16 protein-coding genes are annotated in these 17,016 nt (G+C 68.8%); 4 read left to right on the forward strand and 12 right to left on the reverse strand.

Going from position 1 to position 17,016, the window contains the following annotated elements; all coding sequences use genetic code 11:
- Positions 1 to 19: 19 nt before the first annotated feature.
- The 6 genes from CU254_RS30150 to CU254_RS30175 all read right to left on the reverse strand — a co-directional run bounded on the left by CU254_RS30150 (position 20) and on the right by CU254_RS30175 (position 7,315).
- Positions 20 to 1,216 (reverse strand): cytochrome P450, encoded by a 1,197-nt coding sequence (locus CU254_RS30150; RefSeq protein WP_009082211.1) that lies wholly within the window; start codon positions 1,214 to 1,216, stop codon positions 20 to 22.
- On the reverse strand, positions 1,213 to 2,481 hold the full coding sequence (locus tag CU254_RS30155; protein WP_009082212.1) for a methylaspartate mutase: 1,269 nt from the start codon (positions 2,479 to 2,481) through the stop codon (positions 1,213 to 1,215). The genes CU254_RS30150 and CU254_RS30155 overlap by 4 nt, the downstream gene beginning before the upstream one ends.
- Positions 2,478 to 2,954 (reverse strand): cobalamin B12-binding domain-containing protein, encoded by a 477-nt coding sequence (locus tag CU254_RS30160; protein ID WP_009082214.1) that lies wholly within the window; start codon positions 2,952 to 2,954, stop codon positions 2,478 to 2,480. The genes CU254_RS30155 and CU254_RS30160 overlap by 4 nt, the downstream gene beginning before the upstream one ends.
- On the reverse strand, positions 2,951 to 4,165 hold the full coding sequence (locus CU254_RS30165; RefSeq protein ID WP_009082215.1) for a decarboxylase: 1,215 nt from the start codon (positions 4,163 to 4,165) through the stop codon (positions 2,951 to 2,953). Before CU254_RS30165 ends, CU254_RS30160 begins: the two co-directional genes overlap by 4 nt.
- Entirely contained in the window at positions 4,162 to 5,631 is a 1,470-nt protein-coding gene (locus CU254_RS30170) for an AMP-binding protein (RefSeq protein ID WP_199841100.1), read from the reverse strand. The genes CU254_RS30165 and CU254_RS30170 overlap by 4 nt, the downstream gene beginning before the upstream one ends.
- Before the next feature lie 187 nt (positions 5,632 to 5,818).
- Positions 5,819 to 7,315 carry an AMP-binding protein gene (locus CU254_RS30175; RefSeq protein ID WP_037715267.1) on the reverse strand — a complete coding sequence of 499 codons (1,497 nt, stop codon included), beginning with the start codon at positions 7,313 to 7,315 and terminating at the stop codon, positions 5,819 to 5,821.
- Positions 7,316 to 7,549: 234 nt separating this feature from the next.
- Here CU254_RS30175 and CU254_RS30180 point away from each other — a divergent pair, with 234 nt between their 5' ends.
- The gene (locus CU254_RS30180; RefSeq protein WP_037715269.1) at positions 7,550 to 7,795 is read left to right on the forward strand and encodes a phosphopantetheine-binding protein; all 246 of its coding nucleotides are present in this window, start codon (positions 7,550 to 7,552) and stop codon (positions 7,793 to 7,795) included.
- Here the strand turns inward: CU254_RS30180 and CU254_RS30185 are convergent.
- On the reverse strand, positions 7,788 to 8,747 hold the full coding sequence (locus CU254_RS30185; RefSeq protein WP_009082223.1) for an ACP S-malonyltransferase: 960 nt from the start codon (positions 8,745 to 8,747) through the stop codon (positions 7,788 to 7,790). The genes CU254_RS30180 and CU254_RS30185 overlap by 8 nt on opposite strands.
- Complete coding sequence (locus tag CU254_RS30190; RefSeq protein WP_009082225.1) at positions 8,740 to 9,672, reverse strand: proline iminopeptidase-family hydrolase; 933 nt, start codon at positions 9,670 to 9,672, stop codon at positions 8,740 to 8,742. Before CU254_RS30190 ends, CU254_RS30185 begins: the two co-directional genes overlap by 8 nt.
- 233 nt (positions 9,673 to 9,905) lie before the next feature.
- On the opposite strand from CU254_RS30190, the gene CU254_RS30195 reads away from it, so the two are divergent.
- The 3 genes from CU254_RS30195 to CU254_RS30205 are packed head-to-tail and all read left to right on the forward strand — an operon-like array spanning position 9,906 to position 12,951.
- Complete coding sequence (locus tag CU254_RS30195) at positions 9,906 to 11,168, forward strand: nucleotide disphospho-sugar-binding domain-containing protein (protein WP_009082226.1); 1,263 nt, start codon at positions 9,906 to 9,908, stop codon at positions 11,166 to 11,168.
- Positions 11,159 to 12,274 (forward strand): sensor domain-containing protein, encoded by a 1,116-nt coding sequence (locus CU254_RS30200; RefSeq protein ID WP_037715271.1) that lies wholly within the window; start codon positions 11,159 to 11,161, stop codon positions 12,272 to 12,274. Before CU254_RS30195 ends, CU254_RS30200 begins: the two co-directional genes overlap by 10 nt.
- Positions 12,275 to 12,297: 23 nt before the next feature.
- Positions 12,298 to 12,951: a response regulator transcription factor gene (locus CU254_RS30205; protein ID WP_009082231.1), complete on the forward strand. Its 654-nt coding sequence runs from the start codon at positions 12,298 to 12,300 to the stop codon at positions 12,949 to 12,951.
- Between the two features lie 351 nt (positions 12,952 to 13,302).
- Here CU254_RS30205 and CU254_RS45065 read toward each other — a convergent pair whose 3' ends face one another.
- The 4 genes from CU254_RS45065 to CU254_RS30220 form a co-directional block, all read right to left on the reverse strand.
- On the reverse strand, positions 13,303 to 13,464 hold the full coding sequence (locus tag CU254_RS45065) for an acyl-CoA carboxylase epsilon subunit (RefSeq protein ID WP_353611806.1): 162 nt from the start codon (positions 13,462 to 13,464) through the stop codon (positions 13,303 to 13,305).
- Positions 13,404 to 13,550, reverse strand: coding sequence for a hypothetical protein (locus tag CU254_RS44415; RefSeq protein WP_234392768.1), 147 nt, complete (start codon positions 13,548 to 13,550; stop codon positions 13,404 to 13,406). Before CU254_RS44415 ends, CU254_RS45065 begins: the two co-directional genes overlap by 61 nt.
- 774 nt (positions 13,551 to 14,324) lie before the next feature.
- Positions 14,325 to 15,893: an acyl-CoA carboxylase subunit beta gene (locus CU254_RS30215; RefSeq protein WP_037715272.1), complete on the reverse strand. Its 1,569-nt coding sequence runs from the start codon at positions 15,891 to 15,893 to the stop codon at positions 14,325 to 14,327.
- The gene (locus CU254_RS30220) at positions 15,886 to 16,656 is read right to left on the reverse strand and encodes a thioesterase II family protein (RefSeq protein ID WP_009082236.1); all 771 of its coding nucleotides are present in this window, start codon (positions 16,654 to 16,656) and stop codon (positions 15,886 to 15,888) included. Before CU254_RS30220 ends, CU254_RS30215 begins: the two co-directional genes overlap by 8 nt.
- Between the last annotated feature and the right edge of the window lie 360 nt (positions 16,657 to 17,016).

Consider the following 17,016-nt stretch of genomic DNA (forward strand, 5'->3'; position numbering starts at 1 on the left):
CGTCGTTAGGGGCGGGAAATCACCAGGCGACGCGCAGCAGCGACGGGCCGCGCACGATCACCCCGTACTCCCATTTCACGCCCTCGCGCCCGTCCGCGAGCCGCAATTCCGGAAAACGCTCCAGAATCGCTTTCAGCGCCTCCTGCAGTTCCAGCCGGGCCAGCTGCGCCCCGATGCAGTGGTGCGCGCCGTGCCCGAACGCGACGTGCGGGTTCGGGCTGCGGGTCAGGTCGATGACGTCCGGATTCGCGAACACCTCCGGATCCCGGTTCGCCGCGTGCAGCGCGGGCAGCACCGGATCGCCCGCCCGCACCACGACGCCGCCGATCCGGATGTCCTCGCGGGCATACCGGGCGAACATCGCCGCGGTGTTGATCGGCACCCATCGCAGCAGTTCCTCCACCGCGGTCGGCATGATTTCCGGCTGCGCCCGCAGCTGTGCGAGCAGTTCCGGCTGCGTCAGCAGGGTGAACACGAAACTCGGCAACGCCGAGGAAACGGTCTCCACGCCGCCGGTGAGCAGACCCGCGCCGGCGATCGAGATCAGCTCGTTCTCGCTGAGCTTGTCCCCGGCGTCGCGGGCGAAGACGAGCGCGCCGAGCAGGTCGTCCGTCGGATCCTCGCGGCGTTGCGCGACCAGCTTGGCCACGTAGTTGTCCAGCTGGTCGCCGTAGACGTCGAGCACGTCGCCCTTCGCCGTGGCGTCGCTGACCAGCGCCTGGGTCCACTCGCGGAAGATCGTGTGATCCTCCTTCGGCACGCCGAGCAGGTTGCAGATCACCGTGACCGGCAACGGCCGCGCGAGGTCCTCGACGATGTCGCCGGGCGCGCCGTTCTCGATCATCCCGTCGATCAGCTCGTGCACCAGCGTGCGGACGCTTTCGCGCATCGCCTCCAGCCGGCGCGCGGTGAACGCCTTCATCACCAGGCGGCGCAGGCGGCTGTGGTCCGGCGGGTCCATGCCCATGATGCCGTCGCCCATCTGCTGGCGGCGCATCCTCGGCTGGTCGAGCCCCTGTGCCAGTTCGCGGCTGAACCGCGGGTCGGCGGTCACCAGCTTGACGTCGGCGTACTTCGTCGCCAGCCAAGCCGGTTCGCCGAACGGCAGCTGCACCCGGCTCATCGGCTCGTCGCGCTGCAACTGGTGGTAGGTCTCGGAAACGGACGTCTCGTGCATGTCGAACGGATACGCCCGGACAGTCCGGCGAGTGCTCATCGCGAATCCCCTCCGATCGCGGTCATCGGCTGCTCCAATGCCTCGGTGTCATGGGTGTGCTGGACGTAGGAAAGCGCCGACATCAGCGTCGACGAGGTGATCCGGCCGCTCGGCGCGCGTTCGGCGATCCCGCGCAACGGCAGCGAGCCGAGTTCGGACCAGCCGAGCCTGCCGTCCGCGTCGAGCGTGCTCCGCGCCTGGCCCGCGTTGTCCGGATGCAGGCAGTACGGCACGTCGAGCAGGCCGCGTTTGAAGGCGACCACCAGCGCCCGGTCGAGATCGGCATGGCTGTTGAGGACCGCGTCGACCAGGGCGTAGGCCTCGCGGTACACCTGGTTGTCTTCGGCCACCATGGCCTTGCCGCCTTTTGCCGACGCGGCCGCGTGTTCGAGCGCGGTCACGTTCTCCGCGACGGTCGGGATGCGGTGTGCTTCGGCCGCGGTCTTGACGATCAGCCGTTCCGAACCGGTGCTCATCGCCAGCTCCGCGGCCTTGCCCAGCAGCAACATTGCGCCATCGGGCGTGCGCGGGAAGAGACCCATGTAGGCGTAGATCACCACGTGCCAGGTCGCTTCCGGCAACAACTCGGCGCACAACCGGCGCAGCGCGGCAACAGCTTCCCGATCCTGCTGCAGGTTCGTCTGCTGGGCGTAGCTCACCGAGATGCTGCGCACGCCCTTGCGGTAAAAGAACAACGCCTCCAGCACGCTGATCGCGACCAGTTCGCTCGGCGGACACAGCTGTCCGAGCATGCAGCCGCCGAACGTCTCCAGATGCGGACGGCCGCCCGGATGGTCCGCGTCGACCAGCAGCTCGCAGCACTGTGCCCAGTTCCGCACGGATTCGTCGAGCGGCGTGCGGCTGTAGGGCAGGCAGTAGGAAATCGGCCCGCCTTCGGTGGCATGCAGACCGGCGGCGATCATCGCGCGGAAGATGTCTACCGGCCGAGCCGAACCGTGCCGGACCTGCACCGGGAAATCCGGGCCTTCGAGACCGTCGAGCATCGCCCGGGTCACCTCGGAAGGATGGTTGACGATCGGGTACCCGTTGAGCGGAATTCCGTTGCGCAGCGCGTGTTCCGCGGACTCGGTGTCGCGGACGCGGGTGTAGCTGTCGAGCGTGAGCGTGCCGACGGTCGCGGCGTTCGCATGCTTGGTCGCGACCAGCCCGGCGCGCATCGCGGCCGGACTGTCGAAGCCCATGCGCGGCTGCACGACCAGTTCCCCGGCCGCGTGCCGCTGCGCGACGAACCGCTCGAAGCTCACGCTCCCTCCAGCTGGGTGACCCCGCCGGGAAGCGTTGCCGCGAAATGCCGGAAGGCGGCGGCGTTCTGCTCGTCGAAAACCCCGTCGAACCCGGCGAACAGCAGTTCCGCGGTCTGTTCCTCGGACAGCGGACCGCCGGTGCCGAGCTTTCCGCCGATGACGATCGGCAACCGGCGCAGCTCCGGCAGCGCCCGCAGCCGCTGCACGACCCGCAGGCCGTCCTGGTAGCCGTGTCCGTTGACGCTGCTCAGCACCAGCATCGCCGGACGGCGGCTGACGCATTCGGACTCGAGAAGTTCGTCCGGGACGCACGCGCCCAGGTTGACGACGTCGAAGCCGAGTTCCGCCACGAGAAGTTCGAGGTAGACGAGGTTCCAGGTGTGCGAGTCCGACGCCATGCTGCTCACGATCACCGTGCGCCCGCTCGGTTCTTCGATGACGCTGCCACCGTAAGCGCGGACCTCCTCGCTCATGGCGACACCTCATAAGCCCGCTGATAGTCCAATCGCGACACTGAGACGACCTCGTCGCCGCGGACCACGACTTCGGTCGGCGCGGGACGGCCGAGGAAGCTGATCAGGCTCGCGGTGACGCCGTACGCGCCGACGTTCGGCACGGTCAGCAGGTCTCCGGCGGCCAGCTCGGGCAGCTTCGCGGCCTTCGACAGCGAGTCCCCGGGAGTACACAGTGGACCGACGAGCTGGCCCGGATTGTCGCCGACCTGCTCGACCCCGACCGCGGCGGGCAGCAGCCGGCCGATCCCGGAGAGGCCGCCGACCACGTTGATCCCGGCGTCGAGAATGACGAACCGATGACCCCGGCTCTCCTTCACGTTCACGACCCCGGCCAGCAGCGTCCCGCAGGTTCCGGAAAGGTAGCGGCCGGATTCGCAGGCCAGCTCGACCTCGCCGCTGCGCCACTCGGGCAGGTAGAGATCGAGAAGCTGCTCCAAACCGTTGCGCAGCTTCGGGTAATCGGTGCGCTCGCCGGGAACCGCGTACGGCGACGAGAACCCGCCACCGATGTCGAGCAGTTCCAGCGGCAGCCCCGTCTCCTGCCGCAGCTGCGCGGCCGACTGCAGCACGAACTCGTACTCGGCGAGCAGCGCGTCCTCGTCCTGCGCATTGCTCATGGTGAAGAAGTGCGCGCCCACGATCTTTGTCCCGCCGACCGCCTTGAACAGCGGCATCAGCTCGGGCAACGTCTCGGCGTCGACCCCGAACTGCGACGGACGGCCCATCATCCGGATCCCGGTCGACGCACTGCCCTGCGTGGTGTTCACCCGCAGCAGGCAACGCGCGACGGTGTCCTGCCGTTCCGCCGCGGCGCCGACGTGCTGCAGGTCAGTCAGCGATTCCACGGAGAACAACCGGACGCCGGCGGCGAGCGCGGCCGCCAGCTCCCCGTCGGTCTTGCCCGGGCCGGTGTAGAGGATGTCTTCCGGGGCGAACCCGGCGGTCAGCGCGTTGGCCAGCTCGCCGGTCGAGCTGATCTCCGCCCGGCACCCGCCCTCGCGGAGTTCGCGGGCGATCTCCGGATGCGGGTTGGCCTTCAGCGCGTAGTAGACCGCGAACCCCTCCGGGAGCAGGCCGAACAGCTGATCGCGCGACTGCGCGGTCACGTCCAGGTCGTACACGTAAGCCGGCGTGCCGAACCGTGCGGCCAGCTCGTCGTACTTGCTCATTTGCGGGCACCTTCCACCAGCAGGGCGAGTTCCTTGGTCGCGTTCTTGCCGTGCGCGGTGAGCGGGAACTCGTCCACGACGTGGCACAGCGCGGGCACCTTCTGCGGCTCGAGCCGCTGCGCCAGTTCCTTGAGCACCGTGGTCGGCGGCAGGTCGCTCTCCACGCAGATCGCCAGGTCGCGCGTGTCGCTCGGCGGGATCGCGCCCGCCGCGCGCACGCCCGGGATGTCCATCGCGGCGGCTTCGATCTCCAAAGTGGACATCCGGATTCCCTTGCGCTTGAACATGTCGTCGCGGCGGCCCTCGAAGTAGAGGTAACCGTCCTCGTCGAGGCGGCCGTAATCGCCGGTGTGCAGGCGCAGCTCGCCGGTGGCCTCGTCGCGGCGGAACGCTCGCGCGGACAGCTCCGGGGCGCGCCAGTAGCCCGGCATCACGTGCGGTCCGGCGGCCACGATCTCGCCGATTTCCCCAGCGGGCACCGGAGTTCCGTCGGCGGCGAGGATGTGCACGGTCGTGCCGGGCAGCGGAAGGCCCGACGAGCCCGGACGTTCGGCGTCCTCCTCGGGCGGCATGATGGTGATCCGCTTGCACTCGGTCTGGCCGAACTGCCGGACGACGCGGACGCCGGGGAATGCGGCGCGGAGCTTGGCGATGGTCGAATCCGGCAGCGCCGCACCGGTGTTCGTGAACAGCCGCACCGGAGCCGCTTCGCCCTGCTCCCGTTCGGCCAGCGTGGCGATCATCGTCGCGAGCGAAGGCACGATCGGGACCACCGTCGCGCCGACCTCGCGCATCCGCTGCAGCAGGCGAAGATCCGACTCGGCGTCGGCCAGCACGATCTCGCTGCGGCCGAGCGTCGAGAGGAGGACTTTGTACAGGCCGTAGTCCCAGGACATCGGGAACCGGCAGAACACGACGTCGTCCTGGCGGTAACCGAGTACTGCCTGGATCGCGCCCGCCGCGAAGGTCACCTGCCGGTGCGGCCCGATGACGCCCTTCGGCGCGGCCGTGCTGCCGGAGGTGTAAACGAGAACCGCGACGTCGTCCAGGTCGACTTCGGTCGGCTCTACGCGGGTCTTTTCGCGGTAAGACTCTTCGACTTCCGTCCACAGTGGAGCGAACTCGGCGGGCTGAAGGATCAGCACCGGTTCGGCGTTCTCGACGACCGAATCGAAGTGGAACTGCTTCATCGCCGGGTTGATCGGCACGAACACCGCGCCCCGGCGGGAAGTGCCGTGAAAGAGCGCGACCAGCGCCCGGTCCGTCGGCAGTTGCACCACCACGCGATCACCGCGCTTCACCCCGCGCCGCGCGAGGACCGCCTCGACCGCGTGACTCCAAGCGGCCAGTTCGGCATACGTCCACACCCCCGCCCGATCGCGCACCGCGGCGGCGTCCGGCGCACTGGCCGCCGCCGCGTCGAGCAGGGCATGGACGAGAGAACCGGATTCGTTCACGACTGCCACTCCCGAAAGGATTCGTAGAATCACCGTGCCTGCGCGGGACAGCTCCCCGACGTCGGAAAGTTATCCGCGCGCAGGCCGTGATCCACACCCCTAACGGCCCCTAGCTGGCACTCTGCCGCCCCGCCCAAACGCCGTGAAGGGCTCCTTGAGGGAATCTGATTCCCTCAAGGAGCCCTTCACGGACGGGTCAGGCGGGCACGGGGGCGAGGATCTCCGCGGCGCGTGCGGCGAGCGTCTTCCGGTCGATCTTGCGGTTGGAATTCAGCGGGAACTCTTCGACATGCTCGTACCGCCGCGGAATCACGCCCTCCGGCAGCACTGCCCGCAGTGCCCGCACCAATTCGATCACCGGCCGCCGCGGTCCGGTGTAGAAGACGAACAGCTCAGTCCCGCTGTCCCCTTGGACGCCCAGCGCCACCGCCTGCACCCCGCACGTCTCCAGCGCGTGCTCCACCTCGGTCAGCTCCACGCGCCAGCCGAGCACCTGCACCTGCGAATCGAGCCGCCCCAGGTACGCGAGATCGTCGCCGCCAAGCCGACGCACCCGGTCACCGGTGCGGTAGAACCGTTGCCCGTCACGGTCGAGGAACCGACCCTTCTCGTCGGCTGGGTCGAGGTATCCCGGCGTCAGCTGCGGTCCGGCGATCGCGAGTTCACCCTCGCCTGCCTCGTTTTCGTCGATGAGCAGATACTCGTGTCCCTCGTGCACCGCGCCGATCGGCACCACGCCGTTCACCGCGACCTGCGGGGTTTCCTCGTCGTCCCAGCGGTATCCGGCAATGGTGATGGTCAGCTCCGTGGGGCCGTAGAGGTTCTCGGTCACGGAGTTGCCCGCCGCTGCCCGCCAATCTGCAGTGTCGCGCACGGTCAGTGCTTCCCCGGCGAAGAAGCTCCACCGCAGGCCCGGCATCGCGCCTGGGGTGAGCCGTCCGGTGCGGCGCACCAGGTCGATCGCACTCGGCGTGGAGAACCACACGGTGAGGCCGCGCTCCTCCACGAACGCCGGCACGTTCCGGTAGGCCGCGCCGGGCAGGACCACCGCTTCCGCGCCCGCGCCCCACGCGCAGAAGAGGTCGAACATCGCGCAGTCGAAGTTCAGGTCGAACGTCTGGGAGAAGACGTCGTCCGGCGTGAAGTCGTATCGCGCGTCGAGCAGGCCGAAGTAATGCTCGGTGGAACCGTGGCCGATCCGGACTCCCTTCGGCCGCCCGGTGGAACCCGAGGTGAAAAGCACGTACGCGGAGTCCTCGGGCCGCACGTCCTTGGGCTCGCTGAGTGCGTGTGCCGCGTTCAGCCCGTTCCGGTTCACCTCCGGCGCCAGCAGCGTCTTCACCTCCGGAGCCACGGTCAGTCCGCGTTCGTCGGCGATGAGCGCGTCCACCTCGGCGGCCTCGACCATCTGCGCGGTCCGGGCCGCCGGGAAATCCGGCCGCAGCGGGACGACCGTCGCCCCCGCGTACAACCCGGCCAGAATCCCGGCGTAAGCGGTGACGCCCTTCCCAGCCAGCACCCCTACCGTGCGGGCGCCGGACTCCGCCAGGGCGCCGCCCCACAGCAACGCCCGCTCGTGCAGCTCGCCGTAGGTCAGCGTCTGCCCGCCGGCGCTGACCGCCGGCCGGGGCTCGGAACGGGCCAGCCCGCGCAGAAACCGCGCGTGCAGTCCCGAGGTGGTCGTCGTGTCCATCGTGGTCCTCCGCGTTGCTGTGCCGATCGCTGCTGACCCGACCACAGTCACCGCCTGCTGGCTTCGCGGCAATGGTTGCGTGCCGGGTGCGGGGTCGGCTTGCTTTCGGCCGGATCGGTAATAGGGGTGCCGCTGCGTCGCTCAGAAGCGGCGGCGCGGGGTAAAGTTCAAAACCGAACCGGGCGGTCGGTTTCCCCGCCTGGCGAAGTGCCCGACCCAGCCACCGGAGTAGCCATGTGGGACAGCTCTTTCGACGAAGCCCTCCGCCCGTACCTTCCGTTCCTGCCCGCCGACGAGGCGCTGACCGCCGAGACCCCGCTCAAGGAGTACGGCCTCGACTCGCTCGCCACGGTGGAACTGCTGGCGGTGCTGGAGGAGAAGTACAACGTCCGGTTCTCCGACGACGCGCTGAACCTGGAGACGTTCGAGAACCCCGGACGCCTCTGGAACACGCTGTCGGGCCTGCAGCCGGCTAGCTGACCCGCGAGGGACCCGCGCCGCGCCGCCGCGGCTGCAGCGCGAGCCGCGGGTTCACCGTGGTCACCTCGAACCGGCTGGTCGTGGCCCGGACGCGGCCGAACAGCGTGTCCGGCCCGGCCACCCACAGCTTGCGCACGCCGAGCTGCGCGAGCGACGAGACGACGTCCGGCCAGCGCAGCGGTTCGACGATGCTGTCCAGCAGCATCGTGCGGACCTGCTCGCCGGACCGCAGCACCGAACCGTCCTGGTCAGCGATGATCGGAAGGAGGGGATCATGGAAGTCGAGGCCGCCGAGCACCTCGTCCTCGGCCTTGCGCCGCAACGCGCCGAACGCGCGCGAGTGCAGCGGAGGACGCATCGTGTACAGCGACAGCCCGCCCATGCCCCGCACGGTCTGCTTGAGCCAGTCGAGATTCCGCTCCCGCACCGAGACCATGTAGAAGTCGTGGTCGATGTAGCAGGAGATGTCCGACCATTCGCCGCGCCCCTCCAGTTCGGTCAGCGCGTCGCGCAGTTTCTCTTCCGGCGTGCGGACGAACGAGTGCGTGACGACGTCGGTGTGCTCGGTCGCGAAGAACTCGTCGAGGCACTGCGCGAGCTTCGCGGTCATCCACACCGCGTCCGGGAAGGTCAGCGAACCGGCGTACACGCTGGCCGGTTTCTCGCCGAAGCTCGGCCCGGTGCAGTAGTCCGGGCTCATCCCGTACTCCTGTTCGGCCCATTCGGCGAGCGCGACGCAGGTGAGCATGAACCCGACCTGGGCGTACTCGGAATAGTCGCCCTCGGCCTCGCGGAAGCGGTCGACCAGCGAGTAGCCCAGCCGGTCGTCGGCGTCCTTGATGAGCCTGCGCGCGAACGGGTTGATGAGCAGGAACTTGCCGAAGTCGACGAACCGGCACGGGCTCATCCCGGGGAACACGACCGCCGATCCGGCCTGGCTGGCCTCATCCATGACTGGCGACCTCTCTTTCGGCGGGGGAATGGACTTCCTGCAGGAATCCCAGCAGGATTTCGCGGAACCGTTCCGGCTCCTCGAGATGGGGGACGTGGCTCGACTCCGGGAGGATCTCCCAGCGCACGTCGTGGATCCGGTCGTAGTACGGCTGCACGGTGGCCGGGGTGGCCTCGTCGTGCGCACCGGAGATGAGCAGGGTCGGCACCTCGATGTCGTCGAGGCGGTCGATCACCGAATAGTCCGCGAGCGTGCCGGTGACGGTGAACTCGCTGGGACCGTTCATCACCGAGTAAACCGTGTTGTTGTCGGCCATCTCCATGAACGAGGCGAGATAGTCGGCCGGCCACGGCAGCACGCGGCAGACGTGCCGGTCGTAGAAGACGCGCATGAGGTCGAAGTACTCCTGCGTGTCCGTGGTGCCGGCGGCCTCGTGCGCTCGCAGGCCCTCGTCGACGCCGGGCGGCAGCAGCGCGCGCAGCCGGTCCATCTCGCTGCGCCACAGCTCGTACGACGCGGGCGAGTTGGCGATCACCAGTCCGCGCAGGCCGTCCGGGCGTTCGGCGGCGTGCCGCGCGACGACGAGCCCGCCCCACGACTGTCCATAGAGGACATAGTTGTCCTCGATGCCGAGCCGGTGCACCAGGTTGTCCAGCTCGTCGCCGAACAGCTCCGGATTCCAGAACCCGGGATCGGCGTCCGGCAGCCGGGTGGACCCGCCGCTGCCGAGCTGGTCGTAGTGCACGACCGGGAATCCGTGTCCGGCGAGTTCGGTCAGGCTCAGCAGGTAGTCGTGCGTGCTGCCCGGCCCGCCGTGCACCACGACCACGGCGGGAGCCGCTCCTCCCGGTTGCCCGGTGACCCGGTACCAGGTGCGGTGCTCGCCGAACGGGACCCAGCCTTTCGCGGTGGGCGCCACGGCCATGCTCATCACCTCGTTCGCCTCCCTCGTCCTTCTCCGGCGCGACGCGGCCGGCTCCGGTTACCTGTCTATCCGTCGCGAGCCGCGCGCCACTAGCCCCTAAGGGGCGTCTAAAGCCGGTCCAAACCCTCCTGCCCCGCGCCGGATTCAGGGGTCCCCTACCGGGTGGGCGCGGGCCCGGCGCGGCCCTACCGTTTCCCTTGTCCTCCTGTGACTACGAACCCGGAGCTGCCGCGATGCGCGTGATGCTGATGGTCTTCCCGACGAGGACGCACGTTTACAGCATGGCTCCGGTGGGCTGGGCGCTGGCCGCGGCCGGGCACGAGGTCCGCTTCGTCGGGCAGCGCAACCCGCGCGAGGTCGCGTCGTTCGCCGAGACCGGGCTGGACGCCATGTGGTTCGGCGACGAACTCGACATCGCCCGGCACCGCCAGCTCCAGGTCGACGGCAACAACGCGATGCAGGGCGACTTCCGGATCTCCGAAAGCCGTCCCGAGCGCTACACCGACGAGTACGTGCGCAACGTGTACGAGCACTGGGTCGACGTGTTCCGCTGGACCACGCCGGACTCGCTGCTCGACGAACTCGTCCGCTTCGCCCGGCAGTGGCAGCCGGACCTCGTGGTGTGGGACCCGATGATCTACGCCGCGCCGATCGTCGCGCACGCGCTCGGCGTGCCGCACCTGCGGATGATGTACGCCGCCGACCAGACCGCCCGGATCGGCGCGCAGTACCGCGACCTCAGAGCCAGCCGCCCCGAGGACACCTCGCCGGACCCGTTCGTGACGTGGATGTCCGCCGCGGTCGGCCGATTCGGCGCGGACTACGACGAAACCCTGCGCTACGGCGTGCGGACCATCGACTGCCATCCGTCGTATCTGCGCTACGACGGCGTGGACGTCGACTACGTCCCGGCCCGGTTCGTGCCGCAGAACAAGCCGATGGCGATCCCCTCGTGGGTGCTCGAGCAGCCGGAGCGGCCGCGGGTGATGCTCACCCTCGGCATCTCCAACCGGCAGGTGCTCGGCGTCGAGGAGACCTCCGTCGGCGACCTGCTGGACGGCCTCGCCGACCTCGACATCGAGGTGATCGCCACGTTGAACGCGAGCCAGCTCGCGTCCGTGCGCGCGATCCCGGACAACGTCCGCGCGGTCGATTTCGTGCCGATGAACGAACTTCTCGCCTCGTGCTCCGCGATCGTGCACCAGGGCGGCGGCGCGACGATCAGCAACGCGGTCGTGAACGGCGTCCCGCAGCTGGTCATCCCGGGCACCACGTGGAGCGAACGCGTCTCGGCGGTGGCTCAGGAGAAGCGCGGCAACGGTTTGCTGGTGGACCTCGAGGACGTGACGCCCGCGAGCGTCCGGGCGGGAGTGTGCCGGCTGCTGGAAGAACCGTCCTTCCGGGTATGCGCGCTCGAGGTGCGCGACGAGATGCTGGCGACGCCCACCCTCGACGACCTCGTACCGGAACTGGAACGGATCGCGCGATGCCCGTGACGCGGCCGCCGACCATGCGGGCGATCGGGTTTCTCGTGCTGAGCCTCCCGATCCGCCTCGCCGCGTTCGTGCTGATCCTGGTGACCATGCTGGTCGGCGTCGCGACGACGATGCTGTGGATCGGCATCCCCATTCTGCTGATCGCGACCTCGCTGATGCGTTCGTACTGCTCCTTCGAACGACGCTGGGCGCGGCAGATGCTCGACGTCGCCGTCGCCGAACCCGTCCGCCGACGTCCCGCCGGCCCCGGCATGCTCGCGGTGTGGCAGGCAAGGCTGCTCGACCCCGTCACCTGGCGCGAGTTCGCCTTCGTGCTCGTCGCTTTTCCGCTGGGGATAGTGGAATTCGTGGCGGGCGTCGTGTCCATCGCGGTACCTCCTTTCGGTATTTTCGTGGCGCCGCGCATCGGAACGCTGCACGGCGAGCTGGCGACCTCGTTCCTCGGCCCGAACCGCACCGCGCAACTGGAGGCGCGCACGCAGCAGCTGCAGAACTCGCGAGCGCGCGGAGTCGACGCGGTGGAGGCCGAACGACGCCGGATCGAACGAGACCTGCACGACGGTGCGCAGCAGCGGCTGGTGTCCGTCGCGATGAGCCTGGGCCGCGCCCAGCTCAAACTCGACCTCGACGACCCGACCGCGGTCCGCGAACTCATCGGAGCCGCGCACGCCGACGCCAAACTCGCTGTCTCGGAGTTGCGTGACCTCGCGCGAGGCATCTACCCGCCGGTGCTCCAGGATCGCGGCCTGGACGCGGCGCTGTCTTCTCTTACCGCAAGAATGCCTATCCCTATTGAGGTCGAGGTTACCGTAGAACCCCGTCCGCCCGCACCTGTCGAGACGACGACTTATTTCATCGTGAGCGAAACGCTCGCGAACGTCACCAAACATTCCGGCGCCGACCGCGCGTCCGTGCGAGTGACCCGCGACGACGACACCGTGGTCGTCGAGATCACCGACAACGGCCACGGCGGCGCGTCGATGCGCCCCGGCGGCGGCCTGGCCGGACTGGCCGACCGCGCCGCCACGATCGACGGAGTGCTCACCGTCGTCAGCCCCGCCGGCGGCCCCACCGTCGTGCGGGCCGATCTGCCCGTCCGCTGGTGAATCCTTCTGTGGAGGCAAGGAAAATGCGCGTCGTGATCGCCGAAGACTCGGTGCTGTTGCGGGCCGGAGTGCAAAGCCTGCTCGCGGACGTCGGCATCGAAACCGCCGCCGCCGTCGACAACGGCGACGACCTGCTGGTGGCCATCCGAGACCACAGACCGGATCTGGTCATCGCCGACGTCCGCATGCCCCCGACCTTCACCGACGAGGGTTTGCGCGCGGCTTTGGCCGCCCGTAAGGAAATCCCCGGCCTGCCGGTCCTGGTGGTGTCGCAATACGTCGAAGGAAGCTACGCGGTAGACCTGATCGCGGAAGGCACCTCCGGCGTCGGCTACCTGCTGAAGGAACGAGTCGCCGACGTCGCGGACTTCCTGGAAGCAGTCCGCCGCGTCGCCGACGGCGGATCAGCCATCGACCCGGACGTGGTCGCCCAGATGCTGTCCCGCAGCCGGGATCCGCTGGAAGCCTTGACCGCGCGCGAGACGGAGGTGCTGGCGCAGATGGCGCAGGGGCTGTCGAACACCGCCATCGCCAAGGCTTTCGTGGTAACCCAGGGGGCCGTGGAAAACCACATCAGCAACATCTTCGCCAAGCTCGGGTTGGAAGCCAGCCGGGACCAGAATCGCCGGATCCGCGCTGTACTGACCTATTTGGACAGTACCGCCGTGCACGCCTGATTCACCGGATCGATACCGTGCAGATGTTCGACCGGCGGCGGTAGCTTGGAGATATGGATCTTGGACCTGTCCCCGTGTCGTCCGTTGCGGACGAGGTAATTGTTTCCCTGTGGCGCAAGGCTTCCGCGCACCGCACTTCCGCTGATCGCGCTGCTGTCGATCGCGTTGTTGTCAACCGTCGCCGGTCACTGTGGCCGCAGTTGCGGTCGAAATCGACACTCCGCCCCAGTTGGCTCTTCCGAAGAACCACTCTCCGCACCGCCGCAGAAACCGCAATCGCGGCCGCACGAAAGGCCCGCATCGCCCTACGCCGATGCGGACCCGGCTCCCCAACGCCATCCGCGGGCCGGTCTACCGAGCCCGCCAACTCGTCGCGGGAACAAACCTTGCCGACGGTTGCCGAGGTGACGGCACAGCAATTCCCCCACGCCCATCCCTGGCTTTATGACCAATCACAGCCAGCGCCACCAGAAGAGCAGCCACTTCAACGTCATCCGGGTTACCGCGCACCACACGTACTGCGGGAGCTGCCACCGCAGCAGGCTGTTCACCGTGCTCTCCAGCAGCTTCCCGTTCAGCCGACGCTGCCACCGAAGCATGCCAATGATCGTGCTTCTGAGCAGCTTCGAGTTCCGTCGAATCCCCCTGTGCCGCAGGGTTCCTCGCCTCGCCAGCGTCTGCAGCCGACGCCATCGAAGCACGCCGCGCATCATCCGCAGGAGCAGTTTCCACGCCTGCGGCTTCTTTCGACGCCGCAGGAAGCCGTGTCCTGGCCGAACCTGCGCTCCCTGCCGTCACCTCGCTCCGTGCGCGGCGCGTCCCGCCAGCGCCCTGCCGCCGCTCCGCAAGAAGTCCCGCCCTGTCCGCTCCCGAACCGACCGGCATCCCAGCCGATTCCGCAGACGAGACGAGCACCTTCGACCCACCCCCAGCCGCGGATGCTGCCACCGCACCAAGCTCCCCACCCGAACCGAAACCAGCCAAGTCCCTCGGCTCCGCAGGAACCGCACCCGCGCCTGGACCGCCGGGAACCCCAACCGACCCATCCCGCACCGCAGTCAACCCCGGCTCAGCCAAGCCCCCGCGCGCAACAGGCACCCCCGCCGCCCCCGACCCACCAACTCCAGCCGAGCCCGAACCGACGCCGCCCGACTGAGGAACCGACGCAACCACTCCCGACCCCGCACGAATCCCATCCGCACCCGAACCGCCCGGCACTCCAGCCGCCTCATCCCGCACCGCAGTCAACCCCGCCTCAGCCAAGCCCCCGCGCGCAACAGGCAACCCCGCATCACCAGGCTCAGGAACCGAGGCAACCACCCCAGCCGACCCCAACACATCCCCCATCCCCCGACGCCCGCCCCAGACCCCCATCACATCGGCGGGTTCCCGTGCTTGCGCGCCGGAACGTCGGCGTGCTTGGCCCGCAGCATCGCCAGCGACCGGATCAGCATTTCGCGCGTCCGGCCGGGCTCGATGACGTCGTCGACCAGTCCTCGCTCGGCCGCGTAGTACGGGTGCATCAGCTCGGTCTTGTACTCCTTGATCTTCTGCCGCCGCACCGCGTCCGGGTCGTCGGCCGCGTTGATTTCGCGGCGGAAGATCACGTTCGCCGCGCCCTCCGCGCCCATCACGGCGATCTCGTTAGTCGGCCATGCGAGCGAAACATCCGCGCCGATCGACCGCGAGTCCATCACGATGTACGCGCCGCCGTAGGCCTTCCGCAGGATCACCTGCACCCGCGGCACCGTCGCGTTGCAGTAGGAGTACAGCAGCTTCGCGCCGTGCCGGATGATGCCGCCGTGTTCCTGGTCCACCCCGGGCAGGAAACCCGGCACGTCGACCAGCGTCACCAGCGGAATGTTGAACGCGTCGCAGGTCTGCACGAACCGAGCGGCCTTCTCGCTCGCCTCGATGTCGAGGACCCCGGCGAGCGTCGCCGGCTGGTTCGCCACGATCCCGACCACGTGCCCGTCGAGCCGCGCCAACGCGCACACCACGTTCGTCGCCCAGGCGGCGTGCACCTGCAGGAACTCGCCGTCGTCGACGATTTCCTCGAGCACCGCGCACATGTCGTACGCGCGGGCCGCGTCGGTCGGCACCACCTCGAGCAGCTTGTCCGTGCGACGATCCGCCGGATCGGCCGTCGGCTCCACCGGCGGAACCTCATTGTTGTTGGACGGCAGCAACGAAATCAGGTACCGCACGTCCTCCAGGCAGCTGGGTTCGTCGTCGTAGACGAACGCGGCGACCCCCGACGTCGAGGCGTGCACGTCCGCGCCGCCGAGACCGTTCTGGGTGATCTCCTCGCCGGTCACCGCGTGCACCACGTCCGGGCCGGTGATGAACATCTGCGAGGTTTCCCGCACCATGAACACGAAATCCGTCAGCGCGGGCGAATAAGCGGCGCCACCGGCACACGGGCCGAGCATCACCGAGATCTGCGGGATGACCCCCGAAGACCGGGTGTTGCGCTGGAAAATCCCGCCGTACCCAGCGAGCGCCGTCACGCCCTCCTGAATCCGCGCACCGGCGCCGTCGTTGAGCGACACCAGCGGAGCACCGGCCGCCGCGGCGAGATCCATCACCTTGTGGATCTTCTGCGCGTGCGCCTCGCCCAGCGCGCCACCGAAGATGCGGAAATCGTGGGCGTACACGAAAACCGTGCGGCCAAACACCGTCCCCCACCCGCACACCACACCGTCCGAGTAGGGCTTGCGGTGTTCGAGACCGAAGGCGGTCGCGCGGTGCCGCCGCAAGGACTCGATCTCGGTGAACGAGCCCGGGTCGAGGAGCAGCTCGATGCGCTCGTGCGCGGTCAGCTTGCCGCGGTCGTGCTGCCGGGCCGTGGCGGCGTCATCGGGACCGCGGCGCGCGGCCTCCTTGATCTCCCGCAGTTCCTCGAGTCTGCTGTCGAATCCGACCGCCAGTGCCTCAGACATGTGCACGCCCCTTGTCGACAAGCCGATCGGTCAGATGCCGCAGAATCACGTCCTGGTGGCGGGTCAGGAAGAAATGGCCACCGGCGAGCGGGACCAGCTCGAAGCCCGCCGCAGTGTGGTCGCCCCACGACCGGACCTCGTCGACCGACGCGACCGGGTCGGCGGTGCCGGTGAACGCGACCACGGGAGCCGCCAGCGGCGAGCCCGGCTGGTACCGGTAGGTCTCCACGGCGCGGTAGTCGTTGCGCACCACGGGAAGGATCATCCGCACGACGTCGTCGTCACCGAGCAAGTCCATCTCGGTGCCGCTCAACCGGCGCAGTTCGTCGATCACGCCCTCGTCGGTACGGGTGTGCACGTTCTCGTCGCGATGCCGCGACGGCGCCCGACGGCCAGAGACGAAGAGCGTGTCCACCGCGGTGCCCGCGGCCTCGAGCCGGCGCGTCACCTCGAAGGCGATCATCGCGCCCATGCTGTGCCCGAACAGAGCGAGCGGCAGGTCGTCCCGGCCGCGCAGCAGGGCGGCGATCCGGTCAGCCAGCGCGTCGATGGTGGTCAGGAACGGTTCGTGCCGCCGGTCCTGCCGGCCCGGGTACTGCACCGCCAGCACCTCGATGTCCGGCGTCAGCGCCCGCGAAACCGGGAAGTAGAACGGAGCCGAACCTCCGGCGTGCGGCAGGCACACCAGCCTTGCCTTCGCCTCGGGCGACGTGTGGAAGCGGCGAAACCAGCTGTCGTCGTCGGAATGCGCGCTACCCGTCATGTCGTCCCACCGCCTTTCCGACGTCTGCGCCGGGACGACCCGGCCACGGATCCTTCTTCGCCGACCCACGGTAACCGCGCCCACCGCGCGCAACGACCCCTAACTCTCGCTAAGTCCACAATGGACAGTCAGGTCCGACCCCTAGGCAGAAGGAGTCCTTCGCACGCAGCCAACGTTCGTCCTCGTCCCCGGCCCACATGCCACCGGACGATGCTTCACCGCACTCCAACGCGAACTGGCCCTGCGCGGCCACCGCGGCATCGCCATCGATCCCGCAGTCCCGGCAACGCTGCCATCACGCACTCCGACAACATCGTGCACGTCATCGACCTCGTCGGACGTGTACGCGAAAACGGCACC

Origin of the sequence: Amycolatopsis sp. AA4 (assembly GCF_002796545.1) — a bacterium.
In the GTDB taxonomy this organism is placed as follows: Bacteria; Actinomycetota; Actinomycetes; order Mycobacteriales; family Pseudonocardiaceae; genus Amycolatopsis.